Origin of the sequence: Streptomyces sp. DSM 40750 (assembly GCF_024612035.1) — a bacterium.
In the GTDB taxonomy this organism is placed as follows: domain Bacteria; phylum Actinomycetota; class Actinomycetes; order Streptomycetales; family Streptomycetaceae; genus Streptomyces.
Map to the genome: position 1 here is coordinate 4,457,442 of NZ_CP102513.1, position 12,931 is coordinate 4,470,372.

A 12,931-nucleotide genomic window follows, 5' to 3' on the forward strand; every position below is an offset into this window, starting at 1 on the left:
ACGTCACGCCCGCCCGAACCGCAAGGTCTCCCCCGACGCCCCCGTCCGCCAGAGGTCGTTGCACGCCTCCGCCATCTCGTCCAGGCCTTCGACCACCTGGCCCCACACGATCCCCGGTACCCAGCCCACGTCGCCGTTCAGGAGCAGGTTGTTGCGTTCGTAGAAGAGGGCCAGGTCCACGAGGGTGGTGCCGGGGCGGACCTCGTCGTCGTAGCCGTACGCGTTCGTGGCCAGTTCCGTGCCGGCGAAGGAGAAGTAGCAGAGGTCGCCGGGGATGGGGGTGACGGTGGGGTTTTCGAGGGGTGGCTCGTGGGGGGCGAAGGGCGGGAAGAGGGCGTAGATCTCGTTGCGGGCGTATTTGGCGTGGTAGACGTCGCCGGATAGGGGCAGGGCGTCCCAGACGGCGGCGCAGGTGAGCGGCGCGCGGTCGTCGAGGAGTTTCGCCCGGCACACGACCTGGCGCTTGAGCAGGGAGATCTCTAGGTAGCGGTCGGCCATGTCTTCCATGGTGCCGCCGGGGTCAAGAGTGCCTCCCCGTGTCTCGCCCGTGTCTCCCCCGGTGTCTCGCCCTCGTGTCTCCCCCCGCGTCTCTCCGGGCCTGGCCGGGAGTGTGCGGAGCTCGTGAAGGGCACCGCGGTGGCGTGAATACATCGCTTGGGGTCGGGTAGCCGCGCGGCCATGGCTCCAGCAAAAGAGACTTCCGGGAGAACCGGGAAGACACGCGACCCCAGCCGCCGGGCGCTGCTCGTCGGCGCCTCCGCGCTCGCCACGGCCGGCGCGCTGGGCGCCGCCGGGTGCAGTCGGGTGGCCACCGCCTCCAGCACGGAAGGGGGTGAGCTGCTGGACCGGCTGCGGGCGCAGGGCGTCGTACGGCTGGGTATCGCGGGAGAGATCCCGTTCGGCTACATCGACACAGACGGTGAGCTGACCGGCGAGGGGCCGGAAGTGGCCAGTGTCGTTTTCAAGCGGCTGGGGGTGGGGCGTGTGCAGCCCGTTCCCACCGAGTTCGGCTCGCTCATACCTGGGCTGAACTCCCAGCAGTTCGATGTCGTCTCCGCCGGGATGTACATCAATCCCGAGCGCTGCGCGGAGGTCATCTTCTCCGAGCCCGACCACCAGATGCTGGACGCGTTCGTGGTGCGGAAGGGCAATCCGAAGGGCCTGAACGACTACGCGGATGTGATTCGGGAAAAGGCCCGGTTCGCCACCGGGTCGGGGTACGCGCAGATCGCGCATGCCGTCGAGGCCGGGTACGCGGAGAGCGACATCGTCATCGTGCCCGACCAGGTGGCCGGGTTGAACGCCGTGGAGGCGGGGCGGGTCGACGTGTTCGCGGGGACGTCGCTGACCACACGCGAGGTGGTCAAGAAGTCCCGTACGACGGAGGCGACCAAGCCGTTCGCCGCGCTGGTCGACGGCAAGCCGCGGGTGGACGGCGCGGGCTTCGCGTTCCGGCCGGCCGAGACGCGGCTGCGGGACGCCTTCAACGTCGAGCTGCGGAAGATGAAGGAGAGCGGCGAACTGCTGCGCGTCCTGCGGCCCTTCGGCTTCACCAAGGTCGAGATGACCGACCTGACCACGAAGGAGCTCTGTCGCGCATGACACCGGGACTCTGGGAACTCGTACTGCGCGGCGTCTGGGTCACCCTCCAGCTGCTGGTCTTCGGCGCGCTGGTGGCCACGGTCGTCTCCTTCGTGGTGGGGGTCGCGCGCACCCACCGGCGGTGGATCGTCCGCTTCGTCGCGGGCCTCTACACCGAGGTGTTCCGCGGCACCTCCGCACTGATCATGATCTTCTGGGTGTACTTCGTGCTGCCTCTGGCCTTCGGCTGGCAGCTCGTCCCGATGTGGGCGGGCGTCCTCGCCCTCGGGCTGACGTACGGGGCGTACGGCGCCGAGATCGTGCGCGGCGCCCTGACCGCCGTGGATCCGGCGCAGCGCGAGGGCGGTATCGCGCTGAGCTTCACGCCGTGGCAGCGGATGCGGCTGATCCTGCTGCCGCAGGCGGTCCCGGAGATGATCCCGCCCTTCGCCAACCTGGTCGTCGAACTGCTCAAGGGCACCGCGCTGGTGTCGGTCATAGGCATGGGCGACCTGGCGTTCAGCGGCAGCCTGGTGCGGCTGGCACTGCAGGAGAGCGTGGAGATCTACACGTACCTCCTGGTCATCTACTTCGTGATCGCCTTCCTGCTCACCCGGGCCATGCGGGTGCTGGAGCGGCGGCTCAAGGCCGGAGTCGGCAGGGCCCCGGCGAAGCCGGCCGTGGCGCCGGTGCGTGTTCCCGAGGGCGCGGGCGCCGGGGGTGGTGCGTGATGAACTGGGACTGGAACGCGGTCACCGACTTCCTGCCGCACTTCCGGGACGGCCTGCTGGTCACCCTGCAGGCGCTGGCCCTGGGCTCGGTCGTCTCCTTCGTGCTCGGCCTGGTGTGGGCGCTGCTGGTGCGGACGCCGACCCGCTGGGTCAGCTGGCCGGTGGGGGTCGTCACGGAGTTCATCCGGAACACTCCCCTGCTCGTCCAGCTATTCTTCCTCTTCTATGTGCTGCCGGCCTGGGGGCTGACCTTCTCGGCGCTGACCACGGGCGTCTTCGCGATCGGGCTGCACTACTCGACGTACACGATGCAGGTCTACCGCGCCGGCATCGAGGCGGTGCCCACGGGCCAGTGGGAGGCGGCCACGGCACTGAACCTGCCGATGCGGCGCACCTGGACGGTGGTGATCCTGCCGCAGGCGGTCCGCCGGGTGATACCCGCGCTGGGCAACTACGTGATCTCGATGCTCAAGGACACACCGATCCTGATGGTGATCACGGTCCCGGAGATGCTGAGCGAGGCACGGCTCTACGCCCAGGAGACCTTCCGTTTCACCGAACCCCTGACCGTCATCGGGGTGGCCTTCATCCTCATCTCCTATCTGGCCTCCCTCCTCCTGCGAACCCTGGAGCGACGTCTTGTCCGCTGACACCCCGCTGATGAAAGAACCCGACGCCAACGCCAGTTCCGGCGGCCCCGCCGACCGTCCCGCCGGCCGCGCCGAGCTGATCCGCTTCGAGAACGTGACCAAACGATTCGGCAGCAACACGGTCCTGGACCGGCTGGACTTCTCCGTCGACGCCGGCAAGCACGTCACACTGATCGGCCCGTCCGGCTCCGGCAAGACGACGATCCTGCGGCTGCTGATGACCCTGACCAAGCCCGACGAGGGCACGATCACCGTGGGCGGGCAGCGGCTGTTCCCGGCGAGCGACAAGCAGTGCCGTGAGGTCCGCAAGAACATCGGGATGGTGTTCCAGCAGTTCAACCTCTTCCCGAACATGAAGGTGCTGCGGAACATCACCGAGGCGCCCGTCACCGTCCTCGGGCTCTCCAAGGACGAGGCCGAGGCGCGCGCCCGCGAGCTGCTCGACCTCGTCGGACTCGCCGACAAGTGCGACGCCTACCCGACCCAGCTGTCCGGCGGGCAGCAGCAGCGGGTGGCCATCGCCCGGGCGCTGGCGATGCGCCCCCAGGTGCTGCTCCTCGACGAGGTGACGTCCGCGCTCGACCCCGAGCTGGTCGCGGGCGTACTGGACCTGCTCAGGGACATCGCGCGCACCACCGACATCACGATGCTCTGTGTGACCCACGAGATGAACTTCGCCCGGGACATCTCGGATCAAGTTCTGATGTTCGATTCTGGCCAGGTCATCGAGTCGGGCAGCCCCGAGAAGATATTCGGCGACCCCGCGCACGAACGAACGCGCGAGTTTCTCGGCGCGGTCCTCTGATTACGTCGAGTGAACGGGCGAACACGCGCGGAACGTCCGAGGTCCGCCTGCCGGGCCATGACTGTGGCATATGCCAGAGTGCTGGTCCGGCAGTTGAGGGGCCCGGAGGCGCCCGGAATTTCTCGCGAACAACCCCTCCACGTATGCCTCTTGGGCCGTATCGTGGGACACGGCAAGCTGTCCGAAAAACGGCCCGAGAAGCGCAGGGGGAAACCGTGGCGCTCAAGCACGAGCCGACCGCGCCGTACCACTCGGCCCAGGACGCACTCCGCGTCCTGGAGACGGTGGCGCGGCAGGCAGGTGGCGTCACCGACGCCGAGATCGCCCGTCGTACCGGCGTCGGCAGCGAGCGGTTGACCGCGCTCCTGCGGATGCTGCGCCGCGAGGGGTACGTGGAGCAGACCGCCGACGGCGCCTACGTCACCGGTGTCGCCCTCGCCCGGCTGAGCTCCGCCCAGGGTCATGACCAGGCCCTGCGCGAGCAGCTCCAGCACACCCTCGACCGGCTGCGCGACTCGGTGGGCGCCGCCGTCTATGTCACCCGCTATCTGGACGGGGAGATCCACGTCACCGGCTGGGCCGACAGCCCGGCCACGCCCGCCGTCCACGAGTGGGTGGACTTCCGTTCCTCCGCCCACGCCACCGCCTTCGGCAAGGGCCTGCTGGGCCAGCTCGACCTCAACGGCCGACGCGACCACCTCTCGCGCCACCGTCCGGCCCGGCTCACCGCCCGCACGATCACCAACGAGAAGGTGCTGCTGAGCAATCTCGACTCCCAGACGCCCACGGTCCCGGTCCTCGACCTCCAGGAGTACGCGCCGGGCACGGTCTGCGCGGCCGTCCCCATCACCGCGGGCTCCTCCGTCGGCTGCCTCGCGCTGTCGCTCCCACTGGAGCACGCGCACCGGCTGCGTTCCGCCGCGAACACGCTGAACCGGGGAGCGGCGCCCGTCCTGCTCTCCCTGGCGATCTAGAAACCCTCGGGCCCTCCGAGATCCAGCTCACGTTTAACCGGTCGAGGGCACCCCTCAGGACCAGGTAGTATTTTCTCTGTCGCCAGCCGCCGAAGGCGGAAGGGCGACAGAGTCTGCGCCGCTAGCTCAGTTGGTTAGAGCAGCTGACTCTTAATCAGCGGGTCCGGGGTTCGAGTCCCTGGCGGCGCACGATGACGATGGCGGGGCATGTTCGCAAACAGCGCGAACATGCCCCGCCATCGTCGTTATTGCGCGGCTCCGCCGCGCGTCGTGGGGGCTCCGCCACCCACACCCCCTGCCGCCGTGTGGGCCTCAGCCCCGCAAGTAGGCCAGCACCGCCAGCACCCGCCGATGCGTGTCCTCCGCCGGTGGCAGGTCCAGCTTCCCCAGGATGTTGCCGATGTGCTTGCCGACGGCCGCCTCGGTGACGACCAGCGCGCGGGCGATCGCCCCGTTCGACTTTCCCTCGGCGACCAGCGCGAGCACCTCCCGCTCGCGCGGGGTGAGCGCCGCCAGCGGATCACGCCGGCGCCGCAGCAGCTGCCGTACGACCTCGGGGTCGACGACCGTGCCGCCGGCCGCGACCCGCTCCACCGCCTCGGCGAACTGCTCGACCTGGCCGATGCGGTCCTTGAGGAGATAGCCGACGCCGGTGCCGTCGCCGGTGTCCAACAGCTCGGCGGCGTAGGTCCGTTGGACGTACTGGCTGAGGACGAGGACGGGCAGCGCCGGGTTCGCGGCCCGCAGTGCGAGGGCGGCACGCAGCCCCTCGTCGGTGAGGCCGGGCGGCATGCGTACGTCGGTGACGACGAGGTCGGGGGCGTACGTCGCCACGGCCGCCGTCAGCGACTCCGCGTCCCCGACCGCCGCGACGACCTCGTGCCCGAACCGGGTCAGCACGCCGACGAGCCCTTCCCGCAGCAGCACGCTGTCCTCGGCGAGCACGATCTTCAGCGCTGGGGGCACGGGATCTCCAGGGACAGGACGGTCGGGCCGCCGGCCGGGCTGTGGACGGTCAGTGTCCCATCGAGCACGGCGAGCCGGTCGGCGAGTCCGGTGAGGCCCGTGCCCCGCGCGGGGTCGGCGCCGCCCGTCCCGTCGTCCCGCACCTCCACCCGCAGCCGCCCGCCCGCGTACCGGCCGCTGATCCACGCCCGCTCCGCACCGCTGTGCCTGCCGATGTTGGCGAGCGCCTCCCGGACCGCGAAGTAAGCGGCGGACTCCACGGACTCGGCGAACCGGGGAAGGTCCACGTCCAGCTCCACGGGTACGGCGGAACGGTCGGCCGCGTCGGCGAGGGCGTCGGGGAGGCCGTAGTCGGCGAGGACCTGGGGATGGATGCCGTGGATCAACTCCCGCAGTTCGCCGAGGACCTGGTCGGCCTCCCGGTGGGCGGCGGCGAGGCGGTCGGACAGCTCGGGCGGGGCGTCGAGACGGGCCAGGCCCAGGTTCATGCTCAGGGACACGAGCCGCTGCTGGGCCCCGTCGTGCAGATCGCGCTCGATCCGCCGCCGCTCGGCCTCGAAGGCCGCGACCAGCCGGGCCCGCGACCGCGTCACCTCGGCCAGCCGCCGCTCCGCCTCCGCCTGGCTCGGCGCGAGCAGCAGCCGGGCGAGCGCGGCACGGGCCCGCGCGTACAGGACGAGGGGCCTCAGCAGCGCGAGGAGAAGGACGACACCGGCGGCCGTGCAGAGCAGGGCCTGGCCGTAGGAGTCGATCAGCCAGAGCTTGGCGATCCGCGCGTCACCGTCGGCGCTGCTCGTCGTCGCCAGTTGCGCGGGCGCCCCGATCATCGCGCCGGACACGCCCAGCGCCCCGAACAGCACGAGCGCGTCGAGCGGCCACAGCACGAACCCGAAGAGACCCGTGTACGTCAGCTCGCGCCAGGTCGCCCGCTCGGTCAGCCGCAGCCGGGCCCAGGCGGCGAGACCGGGCTCGGCCGGGGTGGCGTGCGGGTCGGGCAGCGCCGGGCCGGGGGCGGCGAGACGCAACCGCCGGCGTTCCAGCGCGCCGACGGGTCCCCCGGAGAGCACCGCCAGGGCGAGCAGCGGCAGGCCCACGAGGATCGGGGTGAGCAGGAGGCCGACGGTGCCCAGGACCAGGAGCACCACGAGGAGGGAGGCGCCGATGAGCACACCGCTCAGCAGGTACGCCACCGCGCGCGGCACGTCCCGTACGACCGTTCGGATCATGGGGTCACGGTAGGCGGAGGTGGCGGACAACGGCCATATGCGCAGGGGGTGTTCCGGGGGTGGGGCCGGCACTACCTGGTCAGCAGTTCCTCCCGCCCCCGTGCCCGGTACTCGGTCACCAGCCGCGCCAGGTCCACCGCGGAGAACTTGCGGTACGCCCACTTGCCGGGCGGGCGCCACCACACCGGGTCGGGGCAGCGGAAGCCCTCGCGGCGGAGGGTGGCGCGCTGGATCTTGTTGGTGGCGGTGACGGGCATGGCCGGGACGACGCGGACGAAGCGGGGGGCCATCTTGGTGCCCAGGTCCTGCTGGTCCAGCAGGAATTCGGCGAAGCGGCAGGGGTCGAAGGTGCCGGCGATGGTCGCCATGACCTGGTCCCCGGCGACCGGGTCGGGGACCGCGTAGACGGCGACGGCGTCGGCCCCCTCGTAGCGGGCGAGGATGTTCTCGATGACGGCGGCGGCGAGGTTCTCGCTGTCGACGCGGAGGCGGTCGTCGGTGCGGCCGGCGAAGTAGAGGAAGCCGCCGGTGTCGCGGTAGAAGAGGTCGCCGGTCCAGTACCAGCCGTCGTGGCGGCGGGCGGCGTCCGCCTCCGGGTTGCGCCAGTAGCCCTCGAAGGGGTTGGGGCCCCGGTTGACCAACTCCCCTATCGACTCGGCGCCGTTGAGCAGACGGCCGTCCTCCGCGAGAAGGGCCGGCGGGCACTCCTTCCGGGTCTCCGGGTCGACCACGGCGAGGTCGTCGCCGGGTGCCGCCCGACCGATCGCGCCCGGCGGCGCCCCGGGCGTCCGCTGGATCGCGGCCCCGCCCTCGGACGACCCGTACCCCTCCACGAGCCGCACCCCGAACCGCTCCTCGAACGCCGCCGCGTCCACCGCCCCCGCCTCCGTACCGAAGCCCGTGCGCAGCGGGTTGTCGCGGTCGTCGGGGCGGGGCTCGGTGGCCAGAAGGTACTGCACGGCACGACCGACGTAGGTGAAGTACGTGGCCCCGTATGTCCGTACGTCGTCCAGGAACCCGGAAGCCGAGAACCGGCGGCGCAGCGCGATGCCGGCCCCGGCGACCAGGGCGGGGGCCCAGTCGGCGATGACCGCGTTGCCGTGGAACATCGGCATGCAGATGTAGTGCACGTCGTCCGGCCGCACCGCGAAGCGGTCCACCAGCGCCCGCCCGGCCGCCGCGAGCCGCCCCTGGGAGCAGATCGCGGCCTTGGGGGCGCCGGTGGAGCCGGAGGTGAAGTAGAGCAGGAGGCGGTGGGCGGGGGTGGCCCGGGTGGGGTCGGGCTCGGCGTGGGAGTACGGGGCGAGGAGGTCGGCGTAGGCCTGGGTGTCCGTCACCAGGACGCGCACACCGGGGAGTTCGAGGCCGTCGAGGAGCGGGAGGTGGGCCTGCTCGGTGACCAGTATTCCGCACTCGGTGTGCAGGATGTCCCGGGCCAGTTCGGGGCCCCGGCGGGTGGGGTTGATTCCGGCGACGGCGGCGCCCGCGAGGGCCGCCGCGCTCAACCACAGTGGGAATTCAGGGGTGTTGTCGAGGAGGACGCCGATGTGGGGTTCGGCGCCGGGTGGCAGGAGGTCGGCCAGCAGTGCCGCCCGGGCGGCGGCTCCGGCCGCGACCTCGTGGTGGGTCAGGATCTGTTCCTCGAACCACAGCCCGGGCCGGTGGTCGTCCCACCGGTCGGCGACGAGCTGTGCGACCGTGCGCCTCGTGGACTCCATGTCGGCGCACGGTAGTTGACGTACCGTCACTTGAGGAGGGTCACGGCGTCGGGAACGAGGTGTCCGTGGAGAACTGGTGGAACGTGACCATGAAGCCGACGCAGAACGCGAAGACCACCCCGAGGATGGCCAGGATGCCGAGGCTCGCCACGGTCTGCTTGACCCGTTCGCGGGGCCCGTGGGCCGTGGCCATCACCTTCGGGCCGTCGGTGTAGTGGACGGTGACGAAGTCGCCCTCGACCGTCGTCATCGGCCCGTCCTCCTCCTCGAAACGGATCGCCCGGCCGTCGTGCGTCTTGAACTCGTACACGTGGTGGATCGTGCTGCGCACGCTGCTGTGCTCACCCATGCTCTTGCTGACCGTCGTGAACGCCTTCAGGCAGCGCGCCTCGGCCGTCAGTCCGCTGTTCCAGGCGCTCCTGATCTGGAGCCAGCGACGCAGCACGCGGTAACCCCAGAAGGCGATGACGGTCATCATGATCACGGGAATGATGTAGAAGAAGACGTCCATGTGCGTTCCCCCAAGTTCTTCAACCGCCCTGGTCAGCGGCGTGTGGGGAACCTACCCGCGTGGGGGCCCCGCGCAGCTCAAGAGAGGCTCAGAACTCGCGGGGCCGGGTGCGCCAAGACTCAGAAGGTGACGTCCGAACAGGCGTAGAACGCGTTGGTGGTGTCCGCGACCGTCCATACCGCGAGGATCACGTGGTGGCCGCTCAGGCCGGACGGCAGGCGCCCGGTGTGGGAGAGCGTGGACGGCGGGCGCTGGCCGTTGTACGGAACCGTGAAGAACGGGGTCAGGTTGAGGTCGGAGCGGGCCAGGGCGTGGTTCTGGTTCCAGCCCGCCTTGGTGACGTAGTACTTGAAGTCGCTGGTGGCGTGCATGGCGGTGAACTGCCAGCGGAACGTGTAGTTCTGACCGCCCGTCACCTTGGTGGTGGGCCAGGCGCCGCCGCCCGGCTTGGTGGATGAGTTGAGCTGGCCGAAACGGCTGTGTCCGGCCGAGCAGATCTGGCCGTCAGCCGGCCCTGAGCCCGGGAAGCCCTTCGGGCCCTCCACGCTCTGCGGCTCCCACTGGATGTCGCCGCAGTTGGTGACGGTGCCGTTCTGACAGAGCTTCTGCCTGCTGACGGGGAGGTCGGTGTAGCCGTGGCCGGTGGCGCCACCGCTGGAGAGCACGAGCGCTCCGGCGGTGGCCAGGCCGACCGTGGCCGCGTACCACTTGGTCTTGCTACGCGTGTGACTGCGCATGCTGCCGCTCCCTGGAGTACGTGGGGGGTGTTCCAGGTCTAGACCAAGTCCCAGATTATGAGCGGTAGTTGACTGTGTCCATATCAAAGACGCGTCCGTATCAAAGACGCGGCTATCAAAGACGTGTCCGTATCAAAGACGCGTCCATACCAATCCCAGCTGTTGACTGTTGTGGCGCGCTGCCGCGGACTGTTCAGGAAGAGGTCTCGCGCCGCCCCGTACAGAACGCCACCGTCAGGTCCTTCACCAGCGCCTTGCGTTCGTAGTCGTCCAGTTCGACCAGGCCGCGCATGGTCAGCCGGGTCACCGTCTCCTCGACCGAGTCGACGACGGCGGTGAGGACGGTGTCGCGGTGCTGGGCGTCGAGCGCGGCGATCCGCCGGCGCTGCATCACGGCGGCCACCTCGGGCGCGTACTCGATCCGGGTCGGCTGGGCGGAGAACACCTGAAGGCCGACCGGCGCCGCGTCCGCCGCCACCAGCCGGGTCAGCGCCTCGCTCACCGCCTCCGTGTTGCGCAGGGAAGCGTCCCTGACCAGTGCGGTGGGCGGTACGTCGGCCGGGAGCTGCGACAGCACCCGGGAGACCGCCGCCTCCACGCACTCGCGCAGATACCGCTCATGGTCCTCGATCCCGAGCAACGCCCGCGCGGTGTCCCTGACCCGCCATGCCACGAGGACGACCACCCGCATCGCGACCCCGTTCGCGTCGACGGCCGCCATCGGCTCGCTCCGCCAGTGCCGCAGCCGTACGTCGACCCGGCGGCGCAGCACGAGCGGGTTCACCCAGAGGAGGCCGGCGCGGCGGACGGTCCCCCGATACCGCCCGAACAGCCCGAGCACCCAGGCCCGCCCGGTCCGCCCCCGCGCCAGCCCGCCGAACCCGAACAGCGCCAGGGCCCCGGCGCCGGCGTACGCGGCCCACTGCGCCGGCCCGAGTCCGGCCCCCGCATACGCGGTCGGCAGCCCGAGCGCCCGCACCGCGAGCCCCGGCAACGCGCCGACCCACCACGAGGTGAGTACACATCCGGCCACCCCGCACGCCCCGCCCAGCACTCCCACCACGCCGGGCATCACCCGCGCCGGCCGCTCGACCAGCTCCGGGTCCACCTCGACGGCAGGCCGCGCCTTCACCGCCCCCGGCCCCCGCCGCACCTTCGGCTGCTCCCCCGTGCCCAGCCGCCGGCCCACGACCGCGGGCGTGACCGGCACGGACACGGGGGCCGGGTCGTCCCGGAAGAGCAGATGTACGGGGATCTCGGTCGTCGTCTCGTTCTGGATGAGCCGGTCGGGCCGCGCGGCCCCTTCGGGCTCCGGTGTGTGGGGGGTGGTCGTACCCATACGTGCCTCCATGCCTCCGCGCAGGAAGAACCGTGATGCCGAGTGATGAGCCGTGGGGTGAGTCGTCAGGAGTGGGTGGGGCCCGGACGGATGGGGCAGGTGGGGCGGATGAGGTGATGGCTGGGGGCGGATGGGGTGATGGCTGGGGCGGATGGGGTGGACGTGGTGGTGAGAACGGGTCGGTGAGCGGGGCGGGCGTCGCGGCCGTCAGTGGAACAGGCGCCGCCAGGTCTCCGGCCCCGGATAGCCGTCCGCCGCACCGCCGCGCCACCCCTGGGCCCGCTGGAACGCCTCCACGTTCCGCCGGTCCGACTCGCCCCAGCGCGGCCCCGGACCCGAGGTGTAGTACGTGCCGAACCCCTTCTTGACCAGCTGCTTCCCGAGCTTGGTGACGTAGACGTTGTCAGCACCCGGGCGGAACATCCCGCGTCCGGGATAGCCGAGGACGCCGTGCGAGGCTGGCATGCCGGATGCGCCGGGCGAACCGGGCGTACCGGCCGGCGGAATGTCGCTGCCCCTCCCCGTCACCAGATACGACCAGGTCAGCGGCCCCGGCATGCCGTCCGCGTCGCGGCCCGACCAGCCCTGCGCCCGCTGGAACGCCTGGGTGGCCCTGCGGTCGGCGTCCGACCAGACCGGACCCGGCCCGTCGACATAGAAGCGGGCCCCGCCACGCTCCACCAGCATCTGCCCCAGCCGGGTGACGTACTTGTTGTTCGCGCCGGGCCCGAAGGCGTCGGGGCCCGGGAAACGGTCACCGCCGGACGGCCCGGCGGCCCCCTCCCACCCCGGACTCTCCGACGGGGCACCGGGTGAACCGGAGTCGCCGGAGCCGTCCGTCCAGTCGTCCGATGAACCGGCGCCGCCGTCGGTCAGCCCCTTGTAGCGGTACGGCACATAGCGGGTCGCGTTGTTCCAGTAGCCGTACGGGGTGGCCTGCCTGCGGGCGTACGGGCGGGTCGACTCGTAGGCGGTGTAGTGGGTCTCCGCATAGTCCGTCCAGCCGCCGAAAATGACGACGTGCGAACCTTTCTGGGGGTCCCTCGGATTATGGAAGAGCAGCATGTCACCCGGCTCCAGCCGGTCCTTCGAAATCCGCTGGGCGAACTTGTCGAGGCTGCCCGTCCATTCGTTTCCGGGCAGGTTCCAGGCCATCGAGACGAACCCCGAGCAGTCCTGTCGATAACCGTCCGACCAGTACTCGCTCATGCTGTACGGCACCTGGGCCGCGATCCATGTCTCGGCCCGACCGATGATCTCGGCACGGGTGGTGGGCGGCGTCGCCACGCCCTGCGGCGGCTTCTCCCCATCCGCCGGACGGCCGGCCGGGCCATGCAGTGGCGCCTTCTTCCCCTGTGGGGTGTCCGGCTCCTCACCTGCGGGAACGACGCCGGGGCGGACCGGTCCGTGGGCCGCCGCGACCGCCGGTACGGCATGGCCCGCGCCGAGTGCGGCGCCGGCGGCGGTGGCCACGACGAGCGCGTTCCTGGCCGTCCTGGCCGCCGGGTGACCCAGATGGGCGTACGGAGCGGAGTACGGCATGACCCGCCGCCAGTGGAGACAACCGGGGCATTCGCAATCGCCCCCCGGATCGATCTCCTCGAATACCGGAGTCTCCATGCGATTCCCCTCGCGAACCGACCGAAGAATTCCACGCTTCTGCACACCCGTCAGTTTCTCAACCGTCCCCCCA

At 70.8% G+C, this 12,931-nt stretch carries 13 protein-coding genes and 1 tRNA gene; 6 read left to right on the forward strand and 8 right to left on the reverse strand.

Annotated elements, in window-relative coordinates; genetic code table 11:
- Positions 1-3: 3 nt before the first annotated feature.
- On the reverse strand, positions 4-498 hold the full coding sequence (locus tag JIX55_RS19985; protein WP_257564670.1) for a DUF3830 family protein: 495 nt from the start codon (positions 496-498) through the stop codon (positions 4-6).
- A gap of 180 nt (positions 499-678) precedes the next feature.
- Here JIX55_RS19985 and ehuB point away from each other — a divergent pair, with 180 nt between their 5' ends.
- From ehuB to JIX55_RS20015, 6 genes are all read left to right on the forward strand, one after another.
- Positions 679-1,602, forward strand: coding sequence for an ectoine/hydroxyectoine ABC transporter substrate-binding protein EhuB (gene ehuB, locus JIX55_RS19990; protein WP_257564671.1), 924 nt, complete (start codon positions 679-681; stop codon positions 1,600-1,602).
- The gene (gene ehuC / locus JIX55_RS19995) at positions 1,599-2,312 is read left to right on the forward strand and encodes an ectoine/hydroxyectoine ABC transporter permease subunit EhuC (protein WP_257564672.1); all 714 of its coding nucleotides are present in this window, start codon (positions 1,599-1,601) and stop codon (positions 2,310-2,312) included. The genes ehuB and ehuC overlap by 4 nt, the downstream gene beginning before the upstream one ends.
- Positions 2,312-2,962, forward strand: a complete 651-nt coding sequence (gene ehuD, locus JIX55_RS20000) for an ectoine/hydroxyectoine ABC transporter permease subunit EhuD (protein WP_257564673.1) — start codon at positions 2,312-2,314, stop codon at positions 2,960-2,962. The genes ehuC and ehuD overlap by 1 nt, the downstream gene beginning before the upstream one ends.
- 10 nt (positions 2,963-2,972) lie before the next feature.
- Positions 2,973-3,767 carry an ectoine/hydroxyectoine ABC transporter ATP-binding protein EhuA gene (ehuA, locus tag JIX55_RS20005; RefSeq protein ID WP_257569398.1) on the forward strand — a complete coding sequence of 265 codons (795 nt, stop codon included), beginning with the start codon at positions 2,973-2,975 and terminating at the stop codon, positions 3,765-3,767.
- A gap of 215 nt (positions 3,768-3,982) precedes the next feature.
- Positions 3,983-4,741, forward strand: coding sequence for an IclR family transcriptional regulator (locus JIX55_RS20010; RefSeq protein WP_257564674.1), 759 nt, complete (start codon positions 3,983-3,985; stop codon positions 4,739-4,741).
- 115 nt (positions 4,742-4,856) lie between these two features.
- A tRNA-Lys gene (locus tag JIX55_RS20015) sits at positions 4,857-4,930 on the forward strand.
- A 123-nt stretch (positions 4,931-5,053) separates the two neighbouring features.
- Here JIX55_RS20015 and JIX55_RS20020 read toward each other — a convergent pair.
- From JIX55_RS20020 to JIX55_RS20055, 7 genes are all read right to left on the reverse strand, one after another.
- Positions 5,054-5,707: a response regulator transcription factor gene (locus tag JIX55_RS20020; protein ID WP_257564675.1), complete on the reverse strand. Its 654-nt coding sequence runs from the start codon at positions 5,705-5,707 to the stop codon at positions 5,054-5,056.
- Positions 5,692-6,933 carry a sensor histidine kinase gene (locus tag JIX55_RS20025; RefSeq protein WP_257564676.1) on the reverse strand — a complete coding sequence of 414 codons (1,242 nt, stop codon included), beginning with the start codon at positions 6,931-6,933 and terminating at the stop codon, positions 5,692-5,694. Before JIX55_RS20025 ends, JIX55_RS20020 begins: the two co-directional genes overlap by 16 nt.
- 71 nt (positions 6,934-7,004) lie before the next feature.
- Complete coding sequence (locus JIX55_RS20030; RefSeq protein ID WP_257564677.1) at positions 7,005-8,651, reverse strand: long-chain-fatty-acid--CoA ligase; 1,647 nt, start codon at positions 8,649-8,651, stop codon at positions 7,005-7,007.
- Positions 8,652-8,691: 40 nt separating this feature from the next.
- On the reverse strand, positions 8,692-9,162 hold the full coding sequence (locus JIX55_RS20035) for a hypothetical protein (protein WP_257564678.1): 471 nt from the start codon (positions 9,160-9,162) through the stop codon (positions 8,692-8,694).
- 119 nt (positions 9,163-9,281) lie between these two features.
- Positions 9,282-9,899, reverse strand: a complete 618-nt coding sequence (locus JIX55_RS20040; RefSeq protein ID WP_257564679.1) for a lytic polysaccharide monooxygenase auxiliary activity family 9 protein — start codon at positions 9,897-9,899, stop codon at positions 9,282-9,284.
- A gap of 193 nt (positions 9,900-10,092) precedes the next feature.
- Entirely contained in the window at positions 10,093-11,238 is a 1,146-nt protein-coding gene (locus JIX55_RS20045; protein WP_257564680.1) for an SPFH domain-containing protein, read from the reverse strand.
- 207 nt (positions 11,239-11,445) lie between these two features.
- Positions 11,446-12,858, reverse strand: coding sequence for a peptidoglycan-binding protein (locus JIX55_RS20055; RefSeq protein WP_257564681.1), 1,413 nt, complete (start codon positions 12,856-12,858; stop codon positions 11,446-11,448).
- Between the last annotated feature and the right edge of the window lie 73 nt (positions 12,859-12,931).